The following is a 25,314-nucleotide window of genomic DNA, read 5'->3' on the forward strand; positions in this document are numbered from 1 at the left end:
TGGTCTCGCCGGCAGTGGCCAGGTTCTCGAATTCGCTGCCGCTGTCGCTGAGCACGGCGTCGATGCTGTTGACCAGGGCGGCCTGTCCACCGGCGAAGGCGTCGTCGGCCGCGGTCACGGTGGTGCTGCCGCTGATTTCACCGGCGGCGATGGTAACGATGGAGCCGTCGGCCAGACGGAACTCGAGACCGTCGTGGCCAGTGAGGTCGGCGCCGTCCGGACCGGTCAGGGTCACGGTGTAGGTGACCGTGCCACCTTCGGCGACGCTGTCGGTGTTCGCGCTCAGCGTGGCGGTGACGGTGTCGATGGTGTCGACGATCTGGGCTTGTGCTGCCTCGCCCAGCGTGAGGTTCTCGAACGCGGTGCCGTCAGCGGCCGTGGCGCCTTCCAGCGCGACCGTGACGGTCTCGCCGTCCTTCAACACGTCGTCGCCTTGCGGCACACGGGTGTAGGTGGCTTCCGTCTCGCCCGCCTCGATGGTGACGGTGTTGCCGCCGTCCAGAGTGATGGTCACGTCGCGGTCCACTGCTTCGCTCAGGCTGACCTTGAAGGTCTGCTGCTGGGCTTCGGTGAACTGCTCCGAGGTCGCCGCGATGCTGACGGTGATCGGGTCGCCGCCGTTGGGCGTGCCCGGATTCCCCGGGGTACCTGGCTCGTCAGTCACGGTCACCGTGGTCTCGCCGGCAGTGGCCAGGTTCTCGAATTCGCTGCCGCTGTCGCTGAGCACGGCGTCGATGCTGTTGACCAGGGCGGCCTGTCCACCGGCGAAGGCGTCGTCGGCCGCGGTCACGGTGGTGCTGCCGCTGATTTCACCGGCGGCGATGGTAACGATGGAGCCGTCGGCCAGACGGAACTCGAGACCGTCGTGGCCAGTGAGGTCGGCGCCGTCCGGACCGGTCAGGGTCACGGTGTAGGTGACCTGGCCGCCTTCGGCGACACTGGTTACGTCGCTGCTCAGCGTGGCAGTGACGGTGTCGCTGTCGTCGACCACATCGACCGTGGCTGTGCTGCTGGTATCCAGGGCTTCGTAGTTGCCACCGTCAGTGTCGGTGATGCTCAGCTCGAGCGTACCGGTGCCTTGTGCGTAGGCATCATCGGCGCGGCTGTCGAAGCTCACGCTGCCGCTGGTCTCGCCCACGGCGATGGTGATCTGCTCGCCATTGGAGAGTTCGATTACCAGCGGACTGCCCTGCGGGGCGTTGTTCACCGTGGCGGTGACGCTGATCTGGCCGCCTTCGGTGACTTGCGATGGCGCGCTCAGGGTGATGGTGGTCGCGTCGCTGTCGTCAACGACAGTAACCGGGGAAATATCGCCTACTGTCAGCTCATCGTAGCCGCCACCCTCTGTGCCAATTACGGTAAGTGAAATCTGCTCCAGCCCCTGGACATGCGGGTCATCCGGGCGAGTCTCCAGTACGACCGAACCTGAAGTTTCCCCCTCGGGGATAATAATCACCTGCCCATTAGAAAGGATAATAGTTAATGGACCACCGACCGGGGGTGAACTGACTGTAGCAACGACAAGGAACGAGTTGCCTTCATAGAAGCGTCCTCCTTCACCCTCAACTTGACCGGGGTTCGGAGACTGCCCATCTTCAAGGAGCTGAATTTCAAATAGCACTTCGCCTCTGACCGGCTCTGGACTTGCTTCTTGAACGAGCAGAAAAGCAGCTCCATCTGCCTCAGGCAAACCACTCGAATCAGTCATGCCATACTCGAACGCCAGCGGATCCGTCTCTTCGGCAATCCGCGCCAGGCGCACGAAGGTATGCCCACCATCTGCCGCGCCACCAGGGCCGGCGCCGGCCGCTGTCGCATCGAGCACGTCGAGCAGGTCGGTGTCTTCATCGTCGAGGGCGGAGAGCAGCGCCTCGAGGTCCTCATCGAGCGCGGCGAACTCGGACGGGTCGGCAGGTTCATTGGCATCGAGCTCAGGCATCATGACCACCTGCTCGCCACCTTCGATAACCGCTGCTGCCAGCCCGTCTCCAAAGTCGAGCTGAGCGCTTCCGTTGTCGGAGGTAACCAGCACCTCGCCCTCCTGAAGCGTATCTCCCACGCGCAGCTCGCGTACGTTGCCTTCTTCGTCGCGCGCCCAAGCCCGACCAGTGATTGCGATAACGGTGGCGATGGCCATGTCCTGTCTCCCGGGGATGGTAATTCTTGTGTTGATGCCGCACGCGCCGCTGCGCCATTACGGTTCATGGCATCACAATAAGTTACCTGGGGATACGAAAAGTATTGTACCGATGGACAGGGTACGAACGAGCTACCGTCTAACTGAGAACGGCTTGCCATTTGCTGGCAAGCCGTTTGTTAAAAAAGCCACTCGTTACTCAGGCGAGGTTGACATATTGTTTCGCCAGCCGGAGCACCAACTGCATACGATCCCGTACGCCGAGCTTGCGAAATACCGCGCCGAGATGCGCCTTGACCGTGCGTTCGGTAATAGCGAGCTGACGGGCCACTTCCTTGTTGCTGTGGCCCTCCGCAACAGCCAGGGCAACGGCGCGTTCGCGCTCCGTCAGTGTCGCCAGGCTCTCGGGGGGCAGGCCCTCTCGCCCTCCCAGGGTCGTAAAGGCCACCCCGAGCACCTTGCCGAGCAGCTCGGCAGGCACCCAAATGCCCTGGTTGCCGGTCACCAGGGCCACCTGCCCCAGCATCTCGGGAGGCGAAAGCGCATGTACGTAACCCCGCGCACCGGCCTGCAGTGCCATGAGGGCTTCCGCTTCACTCGGCGCCAACGATAGCACCACGATGACGACGCCCTGGGCTGCCAAGGTAGCTGAAAGCGCCGGCCACTGGGGATGATCCGTCATTAGCCAGACGCGGTCGCCGCTGCACGCCATGAGGCGGGACTGCTCGGGCGTGATGCGCCGAATTTCGGGAAAGGCGCTACGCAACCGCGGTATCTCTGCACGCTTCTGACTGACGAACAGGATGGCCATCATCGTTCTCCCATGGAATCGCTCCATGCCCGCAGGACGGGTTTGAGCAGATACTGCATCACGGTGCGTTTACCGGTCATGATGTCGACCTGTGCCGTCATGCCGGGAATGACCTGGATTTCGCTGCCCAGGTCTTCGCCCGCAAGTGTTCGGACGCGCACCAGGTAGAAGGTGTTGTCGTTGTCATCGGTGATGGTATCGGCACTGATATGGTCGAGCTCGGCCGCAAGGCCGCCATAGATGGCGAAATCGTAGGCGGTCAGCTTGATCGTGGCGGGCTGTCCCGGGCGCAGGAAGGCGATATCCTGCGGCGCGATACGCGCCTCCACCAGCAATTGGTCATCGCTGGGAATGATGTCCACCACCTCCTGCCCGGGCTGCACCACGCCGCCTAGGGTATTGATGCTCAGACGCTGCACCACGCCATCCACCGGGGAGCGCACCTCCGCCAGGCGTACCCGGTCCTGGAGACCGGCGCTGGATTCGTCGAGGGCGCTGAGATCGCCCAGCGTCTGGGCCAGGTCATTGCGCCATTCGCTGCGGCGCTCGGCACCAAGCTCGCGCATCTGGGTGCGCGATTCTTCCACGGCTGCCTCGAGACGAGCGACAGCGGCCGATGCCTGGTTGCGCTCGCCAGTGGCACGTGAGACTTCCCGCTCGAGACGCAGGATATCCACCTCCGAGACGGCTCCCGACTGCAGCAGCGGCCGTGTCAGGTTCAGCTCCTGGCTAGCCATGTTGGCTTCACGCTGGGCGGTGTCGCGCCGAGCCTTGGCTTCGTTGAGCTCTTCTTCGCGCTGGCGGATGCGGTCGCGAAGAATGCTCTCCTGCTCGCGCAATTCTTCCCGCCGGCTCTCGTAGACTTCACGCTCCTGGGCAACAATCTCGGGCGCCTCGCTGCGTAGCGTGTCGTCAGGGTTGAAGGGCGTGTCGGTAACCAGGGCGCGAAGCCGCTCCGCCCGTGCGCGAAGCGCCAGCGCCTGCGCGCGGTTCTCGCGAAAATTGGCAATGAAGCGGGTAGGGTCGATACGCATCAGTACCTGCCCCGCCTCCACCAGCTCTCCTTCCCGCACCAGAATCTGCTGCACCACGCCACCGTCGAAGGACTGGACCTTTTGCAGCTGACTTGAAGGAATCACCCGGCCGGTGCCACGCGTCACCTCGTCGATCGACGCGAAGTAGGCCCAGGCGATCAGCGCGCCAAAGGCAAGCAGCACGACGTACAGGAACAGCCGCGCCCGGATCGGGTCCTGCTGCATGCGGGCCCAGTCGGCGTCGCTGGCCCAGTCGCGATTGAGGTGCGCGGAAGTCACACGCTTGGAGAACAACCGATCGATGAAGGGACGGAACGGTTTGCCGCCCACGTCGGAAAAACGCCCGATCGCTTCGAAGCCCTGCTGTTCGGCGCTCTTGCCCTTCGCCCTGGGACTGGAGACCGTCATCAGCTGGCCCTCCCGATCTGACCCTTGCGAAGGGCCTCGACCACCTTGTCGCGCGGACCATCGGCAACGATCTTGCCCGCGTCGATCACGATGATGCGGTCGACCAGCGACAGCAGCGAGGTACGGTGTGTCACCACGATCATCGTCTTGCCCTGGGCATATTCCTTGAGATTGGCCTTGAAGGCTTCTTCGCTAGCGTGGTCCATGGCGCTGGAGGGTTCGTCGAGCAGCAGGATCTGCGGGTCATGGACCAGCGCGCGGGCTATCGCCACGGCCTGGCGCTGGCCCCCCGAGAGCATCTGGCCGCGTTCGCCGACCTGGAGTTCGACGCCGTGCGGGTGGGTGTTGACCAGGCCTTCCAATCCGCTGAGCTTGATCGCGCGCAGCAGCGCCTCGTCGTCGACGCCATCGCTGCCGCCACCGGCGATGATATTGTCACGCAGCGAGCCGAAGAACAGGCTGACGTCCTGGGGCACGTAGCCGAGATGGCGCCGCAACTGGACCGGGTCGAACTGGCGCAGGTCGACGCCGTCGATCATCACCGCTCCCGCCGTGGGCGTGTATAGTCCCAACAGCAGCTTGTTGAGGGTGGTCTTGCCACAGCCGACCCGGCCGAGCAGGGCGACCCGCTCGCCCGGCTCGATCTTGAGCGAGATGTCGCGCAGTGCATCGCGCTCTTCGTCGGGGTAGCGCAGCGTGGCCTTGTCGAAGCGGATCTCGCCACGAATGACCGGGCGGGAGATGAACGATTGGCCTTCCGGCCGCTCCACCGGGCGCTGCATCACGCCGTCGAGTGATTGGAGTGCCGTCGAGGATTGATGATACTGAGCCAGCAACGCCGCTGCCTGGCTGACCGGCGCCATGGCGCGTGAAGACAGCATGTAGGCGGCGATCAGTCCGCCCTGGGTCAGATTGCCGTCGATGATCAAATAGACACCGATCAGAATCACGCCGACCGCTACGGTATGCTGGGCCCACATGGCAACGTTGGAAACCGAGGTGCTGACCAGGCGCAGCTGCGCCGACGTGCGGGAGAGGAAGGCCGTGGCCTTTTCCCAGCTTGCCTGGATGCGGCTCTCGGCGCGCAGGGTCTTGACTGTTTCCAGGCTCGACAGCGACTCGACCAGCGTGGCATTGCGCTGGGCGCCGACGCGCCACGTGGTTTCGGATAGCTCGTGAAGCTTGCCTTGTGCCGCCAAGGCATAGAGCAGCACGAAAACGATGCCGGCAAGTACCGGCAGCACCAGCGGAGCGTCGATCAGCGCGATGACGCCGGCGAACAGCAGCACGAAGGGAAGATCCACTAGCGCTACCACCGTGGCCGAGCCGATGAAGGCGCGTACCGACTCGAAGGATTGCAGCGTCGAGGCAAACGACCCGGTCGAGGCAGGCTTGGCTTCCATGCGCAGCCCTAGCACTTGGGACATGATCCGCGACGACAGCTTGACGTCGGCCCGGCTCGCCGCCAGGTCGACGAAAGCACTGCGCATCAGACGCAGCGCCAGATCGAAACAGAGTACGATGAAGATGCCGGCCGCCAGCACCCATAGCGTTTCGGTGGCGTGGTTGGGCACCACGCGGTCATAGACGTTGAGCACGAACAGCGGCATGGCAACCGCAAACAGGTTGATGACCACCGAGCCGGCGATAACGTCACGGTACAGCCGGCGATTCTCGCGAATGACGCCCCAGAACCAGTGACGGGAACGCTGTTTGCCGACTTCAGGGCCGCGCGCATCGAAGCGAAAACGCGGGCGTACATAAATGGCCTGGCCGCTGTAGCTCTCGGTCAGCCCATCCAGGTCGACCTCGGTCACGGCGTCGCCAAGTTCAGGGAAGATCACCCTGGCACGGCGGGCCTTGAGATCGAGCGCCACGAGTACACAGGCACGCCCCGGCTCCAGCAATAGCACGGCGGGGAAAAGCGCCGAGTTGAGCTGCACGATACGGCTCTTGACGATACGTGCCGTCATGCTGGCCCGGGCCGCTGCACGCGGAAAAACCCCCGGGGTAAGGCGTCCCTCTTCCAATGGCAGCCCCGCGGTCAACGAATCGGCCGTTACCGGATGATCGTGAGCCAGGGCTATGGTCTGCAGACACTCGAGCAGTTCGTCACGAACTGCCGAGCGAGGCGCCTGCTGAGAGGCGTCCAGTACTTCATGCTGCGTCACGGGAACCTCGGGGATGAGGCCCGTCCGGCAGCGCCGGACGGGTGTAGCTGGATAACATTCGCCATCGGCTCACGGGCGAACCCGGAACGAACGGCCTCGATCCCAAGAGGTTCAGCCCTGCACGACGTAGCTGTCGGCGTAACCAAGACGCCTGAGCTCGTCGCGCAGCGCCGTCAGTTCATCCGGATCGCCGATGGGGCCGAGCTGCACCCGATGCAGCTGGGACGTGCTGACCAGACGCATGGGTTGGGCAAAGGTATCGCTGAGCTGGCTGCCGACGCTCTGAGCCTTTCCGGAGTCGCTGAGCGCTACTACTTGCAGGTAGGCCCCCTGCTCCACCACGCGCGCTTCCTGCTGCTCTTGCTGCGCAGCGGCTTGCAGCTCGCCATAGATGCTGGCGATCGGCTGCGCGTCGGCCCACGCCTCGACCACGCTCGTCTCGGTCGTCACATCGTCTGGCTTGCTCGTGGCACCCGGCCATTGCTGAATGGCGCTCAGGTCAAGGTTTTCGCCTACCCGCTCGAGCGTGACCTCGACGCGACGATTCTGGCGACGACCCTCAACCGTATCGTTACCTGCAACCGGCTCACGGGAACCGTAGCCGCGGGTCTGGATCAGGCTGCCATCGACTCCCTGGCTGACGAGATACTCCGCCACGCTATCGGCTCGCCGCTGTGAAAGCGGATCGTTGATGACATCGCTGCCGGTACTGTCGGCATGACCCGCAATGAAGACCCTGGAAAGATCGTTGCGGCCGCGAATCTGGTCCGCCAGTTCGGCGAGTTCCTGGCGCGAATTCGGTCCCAGTTCAGCACTGTTGATGGCAAACAGCGCATCGGCGGAGAGCGTAACGTCGGGCGCACGGGTCGGGGCCGGGGCACTGATGCCACCGGTGAAGTCTGCCAGGGTATAGCCGCCCGGTCCTTCGATCGGGCATAGCGCCTCAGGGTCGAGGGCCAGGCCATCGCTGCCCAGTTCAGCCAGGGTCGGCATATCGTCGCGCATCACGCCCAAAGCCTGCATCAACTGCCCCATGGCGGCGAGAGTGCGCGCATCGGCGAGAGCGATGTCGTACTGGGCATTGGCATAGGCGCGGCTTGCCTCGAAGTATTCGTTCTCGCTGTCGAGCACGTCGAGCAAAGTACGCTGGCCGATATCGAACTGCTGCTGGTAGGCGCCGCGTACGCGATCGATTGACTGGCGGTGCTCGTTGAGATAGCGAATCTGCTCGCGTAGACGATGAGTGTCGTTATAGGCGATCTGTGTGGTCTGGCGCACGTTGGTACAGGCCAGGTCACGCTGATCGATCGCCTGTTCGACACGGTCGCTGGCGGCACGAAACGAGGCCAGGTCGCTGCCGCCGCGATACAGGTTCATGCTGGCGACCAGCTCGATACTGTGGCGATCGCGGCGCCCGAAGCCGTCGTAGCCGCTTTCGTTGTTGTTGGTGCCGGTGCGGCCACGCAGGTCGAGCCGCGGCTGGAACCCTGCGCGAGTCCCCTCCTTCTCGGCCCTTACCGCCTCGATGTTCTCGATGGCAGCGTGGAAATCGGGGTTGCCCTGGAACGCCAGGTCGACGGCCTCAGCCACTGAGGGCGGCAGAAGGTCGTCCAGCTGCGGAGCCGGCGCCAATTCCTCGGCCGGCAGTTCGCCAACGATGCGTTGGTAGCGCACGGTGACGTCGTGCAGGTTGGACGCCTCGGTCATCAGGTTGGACTCGGCCAGGGCCAGGCGACCGCTGATCTGCTCGAGGTCGACCCCACGGCCGGCGCCGGAACGAACCCGATCCTCGATCTGGTTGTAGACGCGCAGATGGTCGGCATAGTTGTTCTGGGCCAGCTGCACCAGTTCACGGTAGCGCTTGACGTCGAGGTAGGCCTGCGTAGCTTCCAGCGCAACGTTCTCGCTGGCTCCGAGCAGCTCGTAATAGCTCACCAGTTTGGCGCGATCGAGGCGCTCGACCTCGTTGCGGGTGGCAAAACCGTCATAGATCATTTGCGACAGGCGCAGTTCGGCGAAGTCGGTATCATAGCTGCCGCGACCGTCACCCTCCCGGTCTTCGAGGCCGACACCGGCCGACACGTCGATGGTGGGGAGATAGTTGCCACGGGCCACGCCGACATCGTGGCCTGCCGCGCTCAAGCCGTTCCAGGCAGCCTTGACCTCGGGATTGGTGACCAGGGCCTGGCGAACCACCTGCTGGATATCGGTAGCGCCCGGCGCCGCCAGACCGGGCGGCAAGGTCTGAGCCACCGCAGCGGCAAGGGGAAGAAGCGCAAGCGAAGACCCCACCATGACGGCCTTGGCCAGCCGGTGGGTACGAGAAAAGTCAGTAGCATTTGTCATGGGTGTTCCCTTCATGATTCGGATGCCCCGTCTGCACAGGCGCTCCGTCGTGTTGTGGTCATGTTCTTGTTATGGCGGGGCGCATCCGGAGGAGGCCGGATGGTGCATCCATTCCCGATTCCCTTTCGAAACTGACTTAGGCCCGCTCGTCATCTATATGTAACAATTTTGATACTAGTGGCGGGCTTCTTGTGGCATTTTTGTAAGCTAGCGTAAACGAGACGGGTAGAAAGTCCAATAGTTTCTAGTACCGTTATTCAACCTTTCGCATGGGCGTGAACTATATCGAGACTGACGAAGCTGAACCTCTCTGTGGGAACTCCCGCTGCTCATCCTGAGCTGGTCACGATGCTCTTCCGGCCTACACCAAACATGCTATCGTCAGCCCTGACCGACATGGGCTACCAGCACAAGGAGAGACGACATGTCTGCTTCATCCGAGATACAGAAAGCGCGCGTCATCAACGAACTGCGTGGCTTCATCAAGAAATTGCTCCAGGACCCCCAGATCCTCGAGCAATCCTTGACCATCGCTCGCCGACACTACAGCGAAGACAACCCCGAGGATGCCGCGGCCCGCATCGCCAACGAAATCTCCGACACCACGAGCGTGCATATCCCCGAGGATCCGAGCGAACACTCGGAAGCGGACAAGTTGTTCCTGGAATTGCTGAAGGAAGTCATCAGCGAGGAACAAGCGCTTTATTGAGTTCCGGCCCGGGCGGTACGCGCCCGTGGCGGTGACTCGCGCAGCTCGCGGCTGACCGAGACGCACACCGGCCCGGCCCCCTCTGGTATAATGGCAAGCAATTGTTTTTATGTTCATTACAAGTGGCTTGCCATGTATTACCTGCTCAAACTCTTTCCTGAGATCACCATCAAGTCTCGTACCGTGCGTCGCCAGATGACGCGTTGTCTGGTCGGCAACATTCGTAACGTGCTGCGTCCCCTCGGGGATTCGCTACGCGTTCAGGGGGGCTGGGATGCCATCAAGGTTCATCCGCTGGAGGATGCCGACAGTGAATGGGCTCGGCGACTCGAGAAGACGTTGCGTCATATCCCCGGCGTGCATGAGGTGCAGTGCGTCGAGGAGGTCCCCTTTGTTTCCTTTGCCGATACCACCGAACGACTCTTGCCGGTCTGGCGTGATGTCATCGCCGGGCGCAGCTTTCGCATCACGGTAAAGCGCAGGGGGGTTCACGATTTCAGCTCGGAGCAGCTCGAGCGCCACCTTGGCCGTGAACTTCTCGATGCCGCTCCCGGTGCCAGGGTCCAGCTCAAGGCACCGGAGGTGGATGTCAGAGTGGATGTGGTCGAGGATCGGCTGCGTCTGGTGCGCAAGCGCTGGCCCGGGCTCGGGGGCTACCCGATGGGACTCCAGGGGCAGGCTCTGGCCCTGGTATCGGGTGGCTATGACTCTCCTGTGGCGGCCTGGAAGATGATGCGTCGAGGCCTCAAGACACACTTCCTCTTCTTCGAGCTCGGTGGCGCCGGCCACGAGGCTGCCGTACGCGAGGTGGTTCATCACCTTTGGAACACCTATTCGCGCTCCCATCGGGTCAAGTTCATCTCGGTTCCCTTCGAAGGTGTGGTGGCGGAACTGCAGCGCAGCATTCCCGACGGGCTCATTGGCGTGGTCCTCAAACGCATGATGGTGCGTGCCGCCAGCCGCATCGCGACTCGCTCACGCATCCCCATGCTGGTGACCGGCGATGCCATCGCCCAGGTCTCGAGCCAGAGCCTGACCAACCTGGTATTGATGGACGAAGCCAGTGACGTGCCGATTCTTCGTCCGCTCATTGCCGAAGACAAGCAGACGATCATCGATACGGCTCGCCAGATAGGCACGGCCTCTTACGCCGAGGGCATGCCCGAAGTGTGCGGCGCCGTTTCCCAGCGGCCCAATACCCAGGCACGCCACGACAAGGTGGTTGCCGCCGAGACGAACTTCGACTTCAGCGTGCTCGACGACGCCGTGGAGCGGGCCGTTTCGACACGCTCAGACCGTCTCCTCGAGCAGGACGAGGCTATATCCCAGGTAGGAACCTCCCCTGTCGAGGTGGTAACCGACCTCCAGGCGGCGGCCAACGATGCCTCCGTCAGCGTGATCGATATCCGCCCACCCGCAGAGCGTGAGGCCGCACCTCTCGTGCTCCATAATGTGGAGTGTCTGGAAATTCCCTTCTTCGAGCTGCAGACGCGTGCCGAGACACTGCCCGACGACCGCCGCTACCTGCTCTATTGCGACCAAGGCGTGATGAGCCGCATGCAGGCCATGCACCTGCACGATCGCGGGCTGAGGCACTTCGGCGTCTATCGTGCCTCATGAACTGGTGATGGTTACAAAATCTTTTTTAGTAATCCCTTTATCGCCTCGCTGGACTGCGCTAAAACGAAGGCAATAAGGTCGCGGTCGGGTGGAGTGACGTATGGGTACGGGCGGTTCTTCGTCACGCCGGAATTCGACTGACGTGGTGTGGCTGGAAAATGGTAATTCGGTCGAACAACGCTCGCCTCTCATACAGGAGCCGAAGCTCGCACCGCCCGCCCGTAAGGAGCCTTCGCATCGCTACCTTTATCTCGGGCTCGGTATCCTGCTGCTGTTGTTCGGGGTCTCCCTCGCCACGCTGCTCGTGGCCGAGGCCAAGACGTCTCATTTCCAGGCCCAGGAACTATCCCGCTATGCCACGACCCTGAGCTATGCGGTGGAGCCGGGGCGCAGCGATCGCATTCACTATCCGTCCCATGGCCCCTTCGACCAGCGTCTCGGCTATACATTGCTGCCGGAATTCGAATCACGCCTGCTGGCCCGCGGCTATGAGATCAGCGAGCAGGCACGGTTCTCCCCGGCCCTGCTCGACTACACGCGCCGTGGCTTTTTCCCGCCCTATCCGGAAAAGACGCAAGCCGGGCTCATCGTCGAGGAGTGCCGCGGCGAGCCGTTCTATCAGTTCCGCCACCCCCTGCGCCAATACGCCAGCTTCGACACTATCCCCCCGGTCGTGCTGAAGGTGCTGCTGTTCATCGAGAATCGCCAATTGCTGGATGAAAGCACCCCCTACGCCAACCCTGCAGTCGATTGGCCTCGCTTCACCCGCGCTGCGCTATCGCAGGTCGGCCGCGCTCTCGACTTGTCTGCACAATCGGCCGGTGGCAGCACGCTGGCCACCCAATTGGAAAAGTATCGTCATTCTCCTCGTGGCCTGACCTACTCGCCGACGGAGAAGTTGCGCCAGATGGTGTCGGCCAGCGTGCGGAGTTACCGTCACGGGCCGCAGACGCTGACCGCCCGTCAGGAAGTCGCGCTCGACTATCTCAATACGGTCCCTCTCTCGGCCGCGTCCGGTTACGGCGAGGTGCATGGTCTCGGCGATGGGCTGTGGGTCTGGTTCGGCGCCGATTTCGATAGTCTCAATCGGCGCCTGGCGAATGGCACTGATGAGCTTGGCGAGCGTGCAGAGAGGGGGCTCGCATTGCGCCAGGTCGTCGCACTGATGATTGCCCAACGTCGTCCCTCCTGGTACCTGGCGGGCGGCAGGCAGGCGCTGGAGGAACTGACCGACAGCCACCTGCGTTTGCTGCGTCAGGAAGGTGTGGTACCGGCAGAACTTGCTCAGGCCGCACTCGAACAGCGGCTCGTGTTCCGTGACATGGCCACGCAACCCTATGGGCTTAACATCGAGCCGGACAAGGGTATCCAGATGGCGCGTCAGCGCCTGGGCGGCTTGCTGGGCTTGTCATTCTACGATCTGGACCGCCTCGACCTGCGCTCACGCACCACGCTGCATGCCGAGCTACAGCGGGACGTGACCCGCTACTTGCATCGCCTGGCGGATCCCGAGTTCGCCGCCGAGATCGGGCTGCTGGGGGAGCGCATGCTTTCGGCGGAGCGGACACAGGACGTGAGCTACAGTTTCACCCTGTTCGAGCGCGACGAAGACGGATTCAGGGTTCGAGTGCAAACCGACAACACGGACCAACCCTTCGACATCAATGGGAGCAGCAAGCTCGAGCTCGGTTCCACCGCCAAGCTCCGTGTCCTGGCCACCTACCTGGAAATGGTTGCCGAACTGCATGCACGCCACGCCGGCAAGAGCATCGAGGTGCTGCAAGCGGTCGAGACCGATCGCCAGGATGCGCTCAGCCGCTGGGTGCTGGATCGCCTCATCGAGGCACCGGACCTCGCGCTTGGCGAGCTGCTTTCCATGGCCATGGAGCGGCGCTACTCGGCAAGCCCGACGGAAGCCTTCTTTACCGGTGGCGGCCGCCACACCTTCGGTAATTTCCGCCGCGAGGACAACGGCCGCAACCCGACGCTGACCGAAGCCATGCGTGAATCGCTCAACCTCCCCTTCATTCGCCTGATGCGCGACCTGGTGCGCTACAGCATCCATCATGAGACGCATCGCTCGCCGATGCTGGACGACGACAGGGATCCCAGGCGGGAGGATTACCTGCGCCAGTTCGCCGATCGCGAAGGCAGCACTTTCCTGCAGCGCTTCTGGGGCAAGTATCGCCAACATGACAGCGAGACACGTCTCGCCACGTTCCTCGGAAGTATGAAAGCCACGGCGCCCAGGCTGGCCGCGGTGCATCGCTACCTCTTCCCCGAGGCCAGCCTCGACGAATTCAGCACCTTCCTGGACACATGGCTGCCCAACGGTAGCCGGCCGAGCGATCGTGAACTCGCCTCGCTCCATGAACGCTATGCACCGGGCAACTTCTCCCTTACCGACCAGGGCTACGTCGCCGGCGTCCATCCGCTTGAGCTATGGCTGGTGGGGTACCTGTTCGACTACCCGAATGCCAGTGTCGCCGAGGCCACGGCGGCCAGCGCCGACGAGCGCCAGGAGGTCTATGGCTGGCTGTTCCGAACGCGGCATCGCAACGCCCGAGACGTGCGAATCCGTACGATGCTGGAGATCGAGGCCTTCGCCGATATCCACCAGCGCTGGCAACGCCTGGGTTACCCGTTCGGCCACCTGGTGCCCTCGCTGGCGACAGCCGTGGGCTCGTCGGGAGACCGCCCGGCCGCATTGGCCGAACTGATGGGGATCATCCTCAACGATGGCGTCAAGCTGCCCACCCTGCGCATCGACGAGCTGCACTTGGCTGACGGTACCCCCTACGAGACGCGCTTCCTGCCCGCCGTTGGTCAAGGCCAGCAGGTCATGGCGCCGGAGGTGGCCACAACGCTGCGTAATGCGCTATCGCAAGTGGTCGAGGGCGGCACCGCACGACGATTGCACGGTAGCTTTTCTCAGGGTGATGGCACGCCGTTGGTCCTGGGCGGCAAGACCGGCACCGGCAACAACCGCATCGAGACGGTGAGCCGTAGCGGACAGGTGATTGAATCGCGCGCCCGCAATCGCACCGCCACCTTCGTCTTCTATCTCGGCGACAACCACTTCGGGACCTTGACCGCCTACGTGGCTGGCAGCGCTTCGGATGACTTCCGCTTCACCTCTGCCCTGCCGGTCCAGGTGCTCAAGGGCATGGAGTCGATCCTGAGCCCCCATCTCGACCCGGGTGCCGGCAGCTGCTTGCCGGCCACCCGAGACGAGCCCCGAGGCGAATATCATTTCGCCGATGACAGCGAGGTTGATCCGTCCGACGCCGAGGACGCCCCGCCGGATCTCGCTGTACGCTAGCCGAGTGCAGGCGCTTGCGGTATCCCCGGCTAACGCTTGCGATAGGGGATGCCGAAAAATAGCGAGTAGAACACCGGTACCGCGATCAGGGTGAGCAGCGAGGCAAAGGCCAGGCCGCCCATGATGGTGACCGCCATGCTGTTGAAGAAGGCATCGAACAGCAACGGCAACATCCCGAGGATGGTGGTGCCGGCGGCCAGTGTGACCGGTCGCAGTCGGCTGATGCTGGCATCCACCAGCGCATCCAGACGCTCCTTGCCCGTATGGATCTGCCCGTCGATCTCGTCCACCAACACGATGGCATTCTTCATCAGCATGCCCGACAGGCTGAGCATGCCCAGCAGCGCCGTGAACGAAAAGGGCAACCCGGTAAGCAATAGCCCCACGACCACACCGCAGATCGACATCGGCACCACCAGCCAGATGATCAGGGGCTGGCGCAACTTGCCGAACAGCAGGATCGATACCACCAGCATCGCCACGAAGCTCAGCGGCAGTTGTTGCGCCAGCGACTCCTGGGCATCGCTGGAGTTCTCGTATTCACCGCCCCACGAGAGGGAGTACCCGGGCGGAAGCTCCATCGCTTCGATGTCCTCGCGTATCGTGGCGTGGGCGGCTGCTGCCGTATAGCCCTGGGCCGGATCGGCCTGTACCGTCAGGGTACGCACACGATTGCGACGATGGATCATGGCCTCCTCGCTCTGGGTCTCGAACCCATCCACGATCTGCGCGATGGGAATGAAGCGCTGCTCGGCATTGCTCCATACCATGCGATCCGCCAGACGCGAGACGTCATGCCGTTCATCCGCCGGTGGTCGGGCAACGATGGGGATCAGGCTATCGCCTTCGCGGTAGGTCCCCGCACGCACACCTGAAGAAGCGAACTGCAGGGTCTGCGCCAGCTCGTCGCGACTGACACCGGCAATTCGCGCCCGCTCCTCGTTGAACCGCGGCGCCACGACGGTTTCCTGTTCACGCCAGTTCTGGCGGATATCGATCAACGCGGGACTGCCACGCATGATCTGCTTCGCCTCTTCGGCCAGGTGGCGCAGCGTCGCCGGGGCGTTGCCATGAAAGCGCGCCTCGACCTGCGCCCCGCCGCCGGGCCCGAACTGGATACGCTGGGTGCGCACCCGCGCGTCGGGAAAAGCCGCCTGCAGCGCCGAGTAGACTTCCGGATCAAGGGCGTCGATGCGCTCCAGGCTCTCCGCCCGCACGATGAACTGGGCATAGGCGGGATCTGGCTGCTCGGGAGCATAGGTCAGCATGAATCGCGTCGCTCCACGCCCGATGAAGGTCGACACCGACTCGACACCCGCCTTGTCCTGCAGGTAGGCTTCGATCCGCTCGGCATCGCGCCGGGTAGCGCGAATGTCGCTGCCCTGGGGCAGCTCATAGTTGACGTAGAATATCGGTGTATTCGAATCGGGAAAGAACGATTGCGAGACAAAGGTAAAGCCCCAGGCACAAGCTGCCGTAATTCCCACTAACAAGGCGACGGTCAGCACGCGAAGGCGAAGCGCCTGCGCCAGGAAGCGGGCATACAAGCGGTAGATGAGACCGCCGTGGGGGTCCTTGTCGCTGCCGATCTGGGCGCCGCGGAACAGGTAGTAGCCGAACAATGGCGTGACGGTGATGGCCAGCACCCAGCTCAGCAGCAGCGAGATCGCGATGACCGCGAACAATGAGAACAGGAACTCGCCGGTGACGTCGTCGGAAAGCCCAATGCCGGAGAACGCCAGGATACCGATCACCGTGGCGCCGAGCAGCGGAATCTGCGTGCGCCCGGCGGCATCGCTGGCGGCCTCCTTCACCGGCCTGCCACGCTGCATGTTGATCAACATGCCCTCGGCCACCACGATGGCGTTGTCCACCAGCATCCCCATGGCGATGATCAAGGCGCCGAGCGAGACACGCTCCATCTCGATATCGAATATCCACATGAAGAACAGCGTGCCGAGTACCGTCAGCAGCAACGTTGCACCGACCACCATGCCGACGCGCCAGCCCATGAACAAGCACAGCACGCCGATGACGATGGCCACCGACATGGCCAGGTTGACCAGAAAATCGTTGATCGCCTCGTCGACCACGCGATGCTGTTCGTAGATGGGATGCAGCTCTACCCCCAGCGGTATGCGCCCCTCCAGCGATTCGAGGTGACGCTCCACGGCCTCCCCCACCTCGACGATGTTGGCCTCGGCCACGCCGGCCACGGCCAGCGTGAATGCCGCCTCGCCATTGTGGCGTATCAAGTGATCCGGCACCTCCACCGGCTTGCGGGTCACGGTGGCGATATCCACCAGCGAGATCTGCTCGGTGGTGCCGGGACGACCGATGCGGATCGCCTCGATATTGGCCACGCTGTCGACGCCGGCACGCACCACGATACGCACGTGATCGTTCCCAATGCGCATTGAGCCGGCATCGGTGACCTGGTTCTCGGTCTGGACGGTGTTGATGACATGGTCGACGGGTATGCCCAGGGTGGTGAGCCGCTCGTTGGGGATCTCGATATAGATCGCCTCCTCGCGCTCGCCCGCCGTAGCGACCCGAGCCACGTTGGGTACCGTGAGTATTTCGCGCTGGAGAAAGCGCGAAATGTCGTCGATCTCGTCTTCCGCGTAACCCGGCGCAGTCACCCCAAAGAAAATACCGTAGACCTCGCCGAAATCGTCATTCACTTGCGAAGACGAAGCCCCTTCCGGTAGCGCACCCTGCGTGTCGTTGATCTTGCGTCGCAATTCGTCCCAGATTTGCGGCAGCTCATGGCTGCGATAGCTGGAAGCCACCTCGACCTCGATCTCGGAGTGTCCTGGCATCGAGAGCGACTCGATGATGTCGATCTGCTGGAGCTCCTGGATGGCCATTTCCAGGCGCTCGGTTACCTCTTCCTCGACTTCCTCGGCGGTTGCCCCCGGGTACGGTGTATTGATGATGGCATTCGGGATGGTAAACGAAGGATCTTCGAGCTTGCCCAGGTTGTTGAAACCCCAGAGGCCCCCCAGCAGGCAGATGACGATCACGAGCCAGGTGAAGACCGGTCGCTCGATGGACGACTTGGCGATATCCATAACCTGCTCCTGGACCTAGAGGGACGCATCCATGGGCCGTACGCGGGCGTTCTCGTGCATCAGGTGAGCACCCGCGGCGACGATCTGCTCTCCCTGGCGCAGGCCGGTCAGGACCGGCACCGACTCGCCGCCGATCTCGCCGACGAGAATTCGCCGCGACTCGACGCGCTGCTCGTCCGGGGCGTAGACCCAAACTTGGAAATGGCCTTCGTTGTCCTTGTCCAGCGCGGCCACGGGGATACTCAATGCCCCGTGTTCGACGGCCTCGACCAGCGAGACCTCAACGGATACCGTCATGCCGGGCATCGCGCCAACGGAAGCCGGATCGACGATGGCGAGATCCACCTCGTAGGTCTGGGCCACATCATCTGGCTCGGTGACATGCTCGCGATACTCGAGCAAGAAACTTTCGCCGGGTACGGACAGCAGTTCGGCTTCGATCCGAAAACGCTCGGGGTCGGTGACATGACGCACCAGGGTCTCGGGAACGTTGATCTTCACGCGCAGTTCGGTCACATCCTGTACCCGCACGATGGGCGTGTTGGGTTGCACGTTGCTGTGATTCTCGACCAGCCGGCGTGTTACCAGCGCATCGAACGGCGCTTCGATGGTGGTGTAGGAGAGATCCTGACGTGCGCTGTCACGTTGCACTTCGGCAAGTTCATAGCGGGTCCGCACCTCGTCGAAGGCAGATTGGGAAACCGAATTGTTGTCAAGCAGGTGCCGAGTGCGTTCCATCTCGCGGCTGGCCAGCTGATACTCCGCCTCGGCCCGCCTTTCGGCCAGTTCATAATCGGTGGGGTCGAGCCGCGCCAGCGTCTCGCCTTCGGGAATGACTTGCCCCTGGCGTGACGGCATCTCAACCAGTTGCCCGCCCACGCGAAACGACAGGTCGACCGTTCGTACGGCCTCTACCCGGCCGACGAAACGCCGACTTGGTACCAGGGTCTGTTCGCCCACTTCCATGAGCTTCACCACCCGCGCTGTCGGCTCCACCTCGCCCGTCTGACGTTGGTCGCAGCCGACCAGCGCCATGCCAAGAAACGCCAACAGCCATGCAGCCCGCGTCATCGCCGACCTCCCTGTGAAAACCACATGCGCAGCAAGGCTGTGGCAAAGCCCCACTGCCCGAACGACTCACCTTAGACCATACAGCGATGTAGGTAAGCTACACAGGCTTATGCCGGAAATTCAAGCACACGTTTGATTTGGATCGACTCGAGGGTCTGGGTGAGCAGAGAAGGGAATCTGGCTGGAGCGGGCAGGTTGGCGCGTTTATCTTGCCGTTCGAACCTAAGGGTCACTCCGGCTAAGCTGGAACTGACAAACACAAGGAATGTGGTAGACGTTTCATGGCCGAAACAAGACCGGACCGGGAATACTCACCTCAGCCCAGCACCATCGAGCAATGGGCGGGGCGTTACCTGAAATATCGCAATCGACGTAGCGACATGCCACGTCAAGCGTGCCACCCGGGGGATATTGAAGGTATCAAGCAAGCCTTTCACCGCAGTGTGGCAATGGCCACGCTGGCGGGCATAGTGTCGGGTGGCGCCATCGGGGGTATGGAATGGTACATGCGCCAGGGGATGCTTGATGGTATGCAGGGCATGACCCTGAAAGAGCAGTTGCCCTATTGGACCGGTTTCTTTGCTGTTGCCGGCGTGGTCAGCGCAGTGGAAATCGCATTCCTCTATTGGAATGCGCTGCGTGGCGTGGCGACCATCAGCGAACGAGCCCGGGCGCCATTGCACGGCAGCGCTCATGCCAGGCTGACCCTGCTGGGATTGAGTCGCGTTGCACTTGAATTCCCCAGCCCGCGCCACAGGATCTACGGCATCGACCCCTACGCTCGGATGAGCCGCTGGAAACTCACCGCCATGGCGGTCATGTATCGCATGAAGGTAGGCGTCAGCAGTTTCATGCTGCGCATCTTGCTGCGCCGCGTGCTGGGCCGCGTCGCCCTGCGCGGCCTGCTTCCCCTGGTGACCGGCCCGCTCTATGCCTTGTGGAATGCGATCATTACCTGGCGGATCATGGGCAAGGCCAGGGAGCAGGCGCTGGGTCCCTTTGCCATCGAGGCGATGGTCGAGCCGTTGAGACATTCCCCGCTGAGCGAGCGCGCGCAGCGCGTCGTGCTGCATGCGCTTGGCGCCCTGATCATGGCCAACCAGGATGCCCATCCCAACCATGTCTACCTGCTTTCATGCCTGCTCGATGTCTTCGACACAAGCGAGCAGTCCATCGACGTGGATTGGCCCCAGCAGCGCTTCGTGCTCAACCGACTGGAACGACACGAGAAGTACCGGGTTCTCGAGCTGCTGGCCGCTGCCACGGTGATGGCCGGAAGATGCAAAGGCAAACGTAAACGCTTTCTTGAAGAACTCTATGATGCCTGCAACCTGGCCTACCCGGACCAGAAGGCCCGAACCTGGCGACGTCGCTTCATGGAGGGGAAGCCGATCGTGGAGACCGCACTGCACCCAGCGAATCAGAACAGCCCGAGCTGACGATCGATCAGGCGGGCAAAGTCGTCACCGACGAAAGGCAAAATGGCATCGGCCACCGGCTGGAGCTGCCGGGAGAGATAATGCTGATAGTCGATGGCGGAGCGCCGCAGCTCGAGCGGCTCCGGCCCCGACACGGTGATCACGTAGCGAATCCAGCCGCCATGCTGATACTGCCGCGGCCGGCCCAGCCGATCATTGAGCTCGTCAGCCATGCGAGCAGCGCGTACGTGGGGTGGCACGTTACGACGATAGTCGTCGAGTCGTCGACGCAGTCGCCGCCGGTAGACCAGGCGCTCGTCGAATTCACCGGCCAGGGTGCGGCTGATATAGTCGCGCACGTAGTCGCGGTAGGCTTCGCCCACGAAGATGCGCCGGTACAGCTCCTGCTGGAATATCTTGGCCAACGGCGTCCAGTCGGCCCGCACCGTCTCCAGGCCCTTGAACACGACGCGCTCGCTGCCGTCGGCATGGCGCACCAGCCCGGCGTAGCGCTTTTTGCTGCCCTCCTCCGCACCCCGGATGGTGGGCATCAGAAAGCGCCGGAAGTGGGTCTCGAACTGCAGTTCCAGTGCGCTCTCGAGGTCAAGCTCCTCCTCGAGGTGCTGCGCCCACCAGCCATTGACGCGCTCTGCCAGTCGCTGGCCGATGGACCGGGCGGCATCCTCCTCGTGGGCGCTACCCAGCCAGACGAAGGTGGAATCGGTGTCGCCATAGATCACCGTGTAGCCCTCTGCCTCGATCAGCTCCCGGGTGCGGCGCATGATGTCGTGGCCGCGCAGGGTGATCGAAGACGCCAGGCGCGGGTCGAAAAAACGACAGCCGCGCGAGCCAAGTACGCCGTAGAAGGAATTCATGATGATCTTCAGCGCCTGGGAAAGGGGCGCGTTGCCTTCGCGCTTGGCGGCTTCACGCCCCTGCCACACCCCTGCCACCATGTCCGGAAGGGCATGCCGAGTGCGCGAGAAGCGAGCGCCGCGAAATCCAGGCACGGTCTGAGGCTCCGGCTCCTCCAGGCCCGCCATCAGCCCTACCGGGTCGATCAGGAAGGTGCGAATGATGGAGGGGTAGAGACTCTTGTAGTCCAGCACCAATACCGAATCGTAGAGCCCCGGCCGGGAGTCCATGACGAACCCGCCAGGGCTGTCCTCGCCCTGACGTACGTCTCTTTCCCGGGGAAGATTGGGCGCGACGAAACCGAGGCGATGCATGCGTGGCAAATAGAGATGCGAGAAAGCCGCTACCGAACCGCCGCTGCGATCGGCCGGCAGCCCGGTGACGCTGGCCCGTTCGAGCAGAAAGTCGATGAGATCGGTTTTTTCGAAGATTCGTGTGACCAGTTCGCAGTCCTTGAGGTTGTAGCGGGCCAGTGCCGGCTTGTCCTCGGCGAACATACGGTTGATTTCGTCCATGCGCTGGTAGGGGTTGTCGATCGCCTTGCCCTCGCCGAGCAGCTCCTGGGCGACGTTCTCCAGGCTGAACGAGGCGAAACGCCAGGTGGCCTGGCGCAGCGCCTCAATGCCGTCGACGATCAGACGGCCGGCAGCGGAGGCGAAGTAGTGGTTGGCATTGCTGCCATGGGCACGCCAGCCTAGCGTCTCGCCGCCGCGCCCCAGCGCCAGGGGCACGCCCAGCCGTTCGGCGTGGCGCAGCAGCAAGCGGAGGTCGAACTGCACCAGATTCCAGCCGATGATCGCATCGGGATCATGGCGGGCGAACCACGCATTGAGCCGCTCCAGCATGACCTCATGAGTGGCGCAGTATTCAAGCGCGAAATCCCGCTGGCGCTCGGCCTCGCCGCCCTGCCCGTTGGCCGGCCCCAGCATGTAGACCTGGCGCTGTTCGCCGCATTCCAGGCCGATGGAATACAGCTCGCCGCGCTCGCTGGTCTCGATGTCGAGCGAGGCGAGTTTGAGCCTTGGCCGATAGCCGTTCACCGGCTTGAGCTGGCCATCGACGAAGTGGCCTGCGGCGGTTTCCCGCCCCGTGAATCTCACCGCGGCGGTAATGAAGCGCTCCATCAGGTAGCGCTCCGGAGGGCGCACATCGGCTTCGAAGACTTCGACACCGGCCTCTACCAGGCGCCGCTCCAACTGCTGCAGCTGACGATACTGGCCGCAGTAAAGGCCGATAACCGGCCGATGGTCGAAGTCCTCAAGCGCCAGGGGACGACACTCCACGCCCCGCTCGGCCTCAAGGACACGTTCGGCCTGAGGCCGCTGCTCAGCGGGCAGGAAGGCTACCGAAGGCTGCGGGGGCAGGCACACGCAACATGGCCCGGCATCGGTCGCCAGCCAGAAACTCACCTCGCTGCCTGCGGGGGTGTCCCGCCAGTGTCGTGTCAGTACGAACCCCAGCCGCTCCACCGCCGCCTCCCGCCCCACTGTCGTGCCGCCATTCTACCCAGTGGGGACGAGACTTGTCGTCGGCGGGCGGCTATCGCTCGAGAATGGCTCGGCAAGCCGGCGGCAGCGAGCGGCTTGGCTGCGGGTAGGTCTCGGGACGTGGCGTCGGCGCAAGCGCCTGGCAACCCTCGCCCGGGGGAGGTGGCGGCTGGTCGATGCACGCCGTCTGGCCCGGCGGGCAGCGTAGCCGAACGTGCAGGTGCTCGTCATGAGAGTGCCAGGGGCGAACCACGCGCAACCAGGAGCGATCGTCCCACTGCCGCTCGCAGAGGTCACGCTTGACGGCGGAATCGACGAAGATACGCGACACCCGCGGGTCCTCGGCAGCCAAGCGAATGAGTTCGGCATGTTGCGCCGTCCAGCGTCCATCGAGACGGTTGGTACGCGGATCGACCAGGATCGGCTGTTCGAGCCCCTCCCTCTCGTTTCGCTCGAGCATAGGCAGGTCGAGGCGAAACCAGAGGTCGACGTCAAGCCCGGTCTGGTGGCTGACATGGCCATATGGCATGGGCCCACCGCGTGGCTGCGCCATGTCTCCCACCAGAATCGGGCCGAAGCCTGCCTCGTGGACGCGACGTCCCAGGCGCTCGATATAGTCGACCAGTGAAGGATGGCCGTAATGTCGGTTACGCTCGAGGTCTACCGCCTGGTAGCCGTCCCCCTCCTTGGGCAGCGGCACGGCACCGGCGATGCAGCCGCCATCGTAAGGCCCGATGATACGCGGCGGGCCCGAGGTGGGTTCACGCAGTTCGGCCCATTCCTCGGCCGCTGTGGCGCTCGTCGTGCCGCCCGTGTAGAGAGAAACCATGGCCAACAACAGGACGCCCACCTTGCGTGGGCGCCGAAACAGAGCATTTCCGTACATCTAGATCTTCCATGCTGGGTGGGTTGTCCTCAGTCACGCTCCTGGAGGGCAAGCCATTCCAGGCCGGGACGATAGAGCATGTCGTGCTCGCCGTCGAACAGCACGAGTTCCGCCGGACCCGACTGCAGGTGCAGCAGCACCGGCGCCTCGGCCTCATCGAAACGAGCGTAGTCACGATCCGTATGCAGCGAGCGCTCGCGCAGCTCGTCGGGCACCTCCCCGTTCTGCATGATCGCTTCGATCTGCTCGTCCGAGAGACGAGCCTCTTCCTCGACCAGATCATTGTAGGCCTGCAGTGCCTGCTCGACCGGCACGGTTTCGTCCTCGATGCCGTGGGCAATCAGCACCCGCATGTCGCCCGCGACTTCGGGAACATGCGTCATGGGGCTACGCCGACGACACTCCTCGTAGGCATCGCTGCCCTCCTCCGGGACACCGCCACAGGCATCGGCGATCTCCTCGGCATACTTTTCGCCCTGCTCATCGTTCCATTCGTACCAGCTCACCAGATCGTAGACCGGCACCCATGCAGCAACGCCGGCGAAAACCTCGGGGTGGCGGCTGGCCAGGTGCAGCGCGTTCATCGCACCGCCGGAGTAACCCAGCAGGTAGATGCGCGACTCATCGACATTGGCATTCTCCCGCGCATACTCCAGCGCATCCTCCATGTCTGAGATGGCGAGATCGGAAGCCGTCGATTCGGGGCGTCCGTCGTTGGCGCCGCGGAAGTCGGGATGCATGAAGACCCAGTCGTTGGCGACGGCAAACTGCCCCAGGGGGATATCGATGTTCTGCAGGTAATCGGTACTCCAGCTATGCAGCACGAGTAGCAACGGCTGCGCTTCCTCGCCCTCGGGTGCGTAGAACAGGGCCGGCTGGTCGTAGTCATCGGCGCTGGCAGAGATTTCGATCGCCTCGATGTCGGGGATGTACTCCTCCCATGTCGAGAGTTCGGCATCGATCAGCGAACCGGGGAAATCGGTTACCACAAGATGCTCACTAGGGTGTTCGAGGCCGGACTCCTCGGGCTCGCTGGACGCTTCGTGCCCTAGCAGGCGTCCCGGCTCGGGTTCCCGTGCCTGCGCTTCGCCGACACCGGCCTGCAGGGTAACGGCGGATACCGCAAGCAGCAGCGTCAGCCCGCCGATACGGGCACCGATGCGGAGCCGCCCGCTGGTCCGTGCGGAAAAGGGAATGTGGGATTCGGCGCTGGGCCGAGCGAAATGGCCTGTGCGTTCCATGGCGTGTCTCCTGACGGGCAGGTTCCTTGTCTTGTGCCTTGAAGTCTAGCTTCAGTGCACCAGGCTGCCAGTCAGCCTTCTCGCCGGTCACTGATCGCGAGGGAGATCCCGGCGCATTCCCGCTCCGGGTATCGTGACGCCGTCGAGGCTCGATTCGCCCTGTGCCTCCTCGTTCCCCACTACACTGAAAGAGCCGTCGGTCTCGAGTATGACGGCGTCGACTCGCGTCACGTCTCCCTTGCCGGCGGCACGTATCGCCGCGCGAACTTCGTCCTGGGTCACGCGTGCCTGGCGCATCGCCGCGGGTAAATAGTCTCCCCGGTAGAACAGAAGCGCCGGCTCACCGGTTACCAACTGGCGTATCCAGCGCGTGCGGACACTGGACCAGGTCACCAGGTACTGCATACCGATCAGCAGGGCGAAAGCCAGCGCGCCCTGCGCCAGGGTTACGTCCTTGCTGAGGATGACGGTCGCCAGCACCGAACCCAGCGCCACGGTCACGATCAGGTCGAAGGCGTTCATCTTCGACAGCGTGCGTCTTCCGGAGATGCGCAGCAGGAACACTAGCGCCACATAGCCGAGCACACCCAACACCGCCGTTCGCAACAGGGCCTGCCATTCGTCGAAAAAAACCGGATCCAAGTCTGCCTCCATTTCGCGTCGT

General features: G+C 63.3%; 15 protein-coding genes. 4 read left to right on the forward strand and 11 right to left on the reverse strand.

Annotated elements, in window-relative coordinates; all coding sequences use genetic code 11:
• From ACOJCM_RS15920 to ACOJCM_RS15940, 5 genes are all read right to left on the reverse strand, one after another.
• Positions 1-2,137 (reverse strand): retention module-containing protein (locus ACOJCM_RS15920; RefSeq protein WP_445213050.1); only part of this gene is annotated, 2,137 nt, incomplete at its 3' end.
• A gap of 199 nt (positions 2,138-2,336) precedes the next feature.
• Positions 2,337-2,951 carry a LuxR C-terminal-related transcriptional regulator gene (locus ACOJCM_RS15925; RefSeq protein WP_445213051.1) on the reverse strand — a complete coding sequence of 205 codons (615 nt, stop codon included), beginning with the start codon at positions 2,949-2,951 and terminating at the stop codon, positions 2,337-2,339.
• Positions 2,948-4,390 (reverse strand): HlyD family type I secretion periplasmic adaptor subunit, encoded by a 1,443-nt coding sequence (locus tag ACOJCM_RS15930; RefSeq protein ID WP_445213052.1) that lies wholly within the window; start codon positions 4,388-4,390, stop codon positions 2,948-2,950. The genes ACOJCM_RS15925 and ACOJCM_RS15930 overlap by 4 nt, the downstream gene beginning before the upstream one ends.
• Entirely contained in the window at positions 4,390-6,561 is a 2,172-nt protein-coding gene (locus ACOJCM_RS15935) for a type I secretion system permease/ATPase (RefSeq protein WP_445213053.1), read from the reverse strand. Before ACOJCM_RS15935 ends, ACOJCM_RS15930 begins: the two co-directional genes overlap by 1 nt.
• Before the next feature lie 111 nt (positions 6,562-6,672).
• Positions 6,673-8,907, reverse strand: a complete 2,235-nt coding sequence (locus ACOJCM_RS15940) for a TolC family outer membrane protein (RefSeq protein WP_445213054.1) — start codon at positions 8,905-8,907, stop codon at positions 6,673-6,675.
• A 424-nt stretch (positions 8,908-9,331) separates the two neighbouring features.
• Here ACOJCM_RS15940 and ACOJCM_RS15945 point away from each other — a divergent pair, with 424 nt between their 5' ends.
• The 3 genes from ACOJCM_RS15945 to ACOJCM_RS15955 all read left to right on the forward strand — a co-directional run bounded on the left by ACOJCM_RS15945 (position 9,332) and on the right by ACOJCM_RS15955 (position 14,558).
• Complete coding sequence (locus ACOJCM_RS15945) at positions 9,332-9,616, forward strand: hypothetical protein (RefSeq protein ID WP_445213055.1); 285 nt, start codon at positions 9,332-9,334, stop codon at positions 9,614-9,616.
• A gap of 132 nt (positions 9,617-9,748) precedes the next feature.
• Positions 9,749-11,236, forward strand: coding sequence for a tRNA uracil 4-sulfurtransferase ThiI (thiI, locus tag ACOJCM_RS15950; RefSeq protein ID WP_445213056.1), 1,488 nt, complete (start codon positions 9,749-9,751; stop codon positions 11,234-11,236).
• A gap of 142 nt (positions 11,237-11,378) precedes the next feature.
• Complete coding sequence (locus ACOJCM_RS15955; RefSeq protein WP_445213057.1) at positions 11,379-14,558, forward strand: transglycosylase domain-containing protein; 3,180 nt, start codon at positions 11,379-11,381, stop codon at positions 14,556-14,558.
• Between the two features lie 29 nt (positions 14,559-14,587).
• Here ACOJCM_RS15955 and ACOJCM_RS15960 read toward each other — a convergent pair whose 3' ends face one another.
• Positions 14,588-17,632 carry an efflux RND transporter permease subunit gene (locus ACOJCM_RS15960; RefSeq protein ID WP_445213058.1) on the reverse strand — a complete coding sequence of 1,015 codons (3,045 nt, stop codon included), beginning with the start codon at positions 17,630-17,632 and terminating at the stop codon, positions 14,588-14,590.
• 15 nt (positions 17,633-17,647) lie between these two features.
• Complete coding sequence (locus ACOJCM_RS15965; protein WP_445213059.1) at positions 17,648-18,703, reverse strand: efflux RND transporter periplasmic adaptor subunit; 1,056 nt, start codon at positions 18,701-18,703, stop codon at positions 17,648-17,650.
• A gap of 281 nt (positions 18,704-18,984) precedes the next feature.
• On the opposite strand from ACOJCM_RS15965, the gene ACOJCM_RS15970 reads away from it, so the two are divergent.
• Positions 18,985-20,142: an LBF_2804 family protein gene (locus ACOJCM_RS15970; protein ID WP_445213060.1), complete on the forward strand. Its 1,158-nt coding sequence runs from the start codon at positions 18,985-18,987 to the stop codon at positions 20,140-20,142.
• Here the strand turns inward: ACOJCM_RS15970 and ACOJCM_RS15975 are convergent.
• From ACOJCM_RS15975 to ACOJCM_RS15990, 4 genes are all read right to left on the reverse strand, one after another.
• Positions 20,124-22,505: a DNA polymerase II gene (locus ACOJCM_RS15975; RefSeq protein ID WP_445213061.1), complete on the reverse strand. Its 2,382-nt coding sequence runs from the start codon at positions 22,503-22,505 to the stop codon at positions 20,124-20,126. The genes ACOJCM_RS15970 and ACOJCM_RS15975 overlap by 19 nt on opposite strands.
• Before the next feature lie 70 nt (positions 22,506-22,575).
• The gene (mepA, locus tag ACOJCM_RS15980) at positions 22,576-23,409 is read right to left on the reverse strand and encodes a penicillin-insensitive murein endopeptidase (protein ID WP_445213062.1); all 834 of its coding nucleotides are present in this window, start codon (positions 23,407-23,409) and stop codon (positions 22,576-22,578) included.
• Between the two features lie 29 nt (positions 23,410-23,438).
• Positions 23,439-24,650 (reverse strand): alpha/beta hydrolase family protein, encoded by a 1,212-nt coding sequence (locus tag ACOJCM_RS15985; protein ID WP_445213063.1) that lies wholly within the window; start codon positions 24,648-24,650, stop codon positions 23,439-23,441.
• Between the two features lie 87 nt (positions 24,651-24,737).
• A complete protein-coding gene (locus tag ACOJCM_RS15990) occupies positions 24,738-25,292 on the reverse strand; it encodes a DUF421 domain-containing protein (protein ID WP_445213064.1) in 555 nt (184 codons plus the stop codon).
• Positions 25,293-25,314 lie beyond the last annotated feature (22 nt).

The sequence above is a fragment of the Billgrantia hypersalina genome, from assembly GCF_052584175.1.

What these genes read in the sequence shown, in the direction of transcription:
- ACOJCM_RS15925 (WP_445213051.1), bottom strand. Translation starts at nt 2,951, where the DNA reads ATGATGGCCATCCTGTTCGTCAGTCAGAAGCGTGCAGAGATACCGCGG.
- ACOJCM_RS15930 (WP_445213052.1), bottom strand. Translation starts at nt 4,390, where the DNA reads ATGACGGTCTCCAGTCCCAGGGCGAAGGGCAAGAGCGCCGAACAGCAG.
- ACOJCM_RS15940 (WP_445213054.1), bottom strand. Translation starts at nt 8,907, where the DNA reads ATGACAAATGCTACTGACTTTTCTCGTACCCACCGGCTGGCCAAGGCC.
- ACOJCM_RS15945 (WP_445213055.1), top strand. Translation starts at nt 9,332, where the DNA reads ATGTCTGCTTCATCCGAGATACAGAAAGCGCGCGTCATCAACGAACTG.
- thiI (WP_445213056.1), top strand. Translation starts at nt 9,749, where the DNA reads ATGTATTACCTGCTCAAACTCTTTCCTGAGATCACCATCAAGTCTCGT.
- ACOJCM_RS15960 (WP_445213058.1), bottom strand. Translation starts at nt 17,632, where the DNA reads ATGGATATCGCCAAGTCGTCCATCGAGCGACCGGTCTTCACCTGGCTC.
- ACOJCM_RS15965 (WP_445213059.1), bottom strand. Translation starts at nt 18,703, where the DNA reads ATGACGCGGGCTGCATGGCTGTTGGCGTTTCTTGGCATGGCGCTGGTC.
- ACOJCM_RS15970 (WP_445213060.1), top strand. Translation starts at nt 18,985, where the DNA reads ATGGCCGAAACAAGACCGGACCGGGAATACTCACCTCAGCCCAGCACC.
- mepA (WP_445213062.1), bottom strand. Translation starts at nt 23,409, where the DNA reads ATGTACGGAAATGCTCTGTTTCGGCGCCCACGCAAGGTGGGCGTCCTG.
- ACOJCM_RS15985 (WP_445213063.1), bottom strand. Translation starts at nt 24,650, where the DNA reads ATGGAACGCACAGGCCATTTCGCTCGGCCCAGCGCCGAATCCCACATT.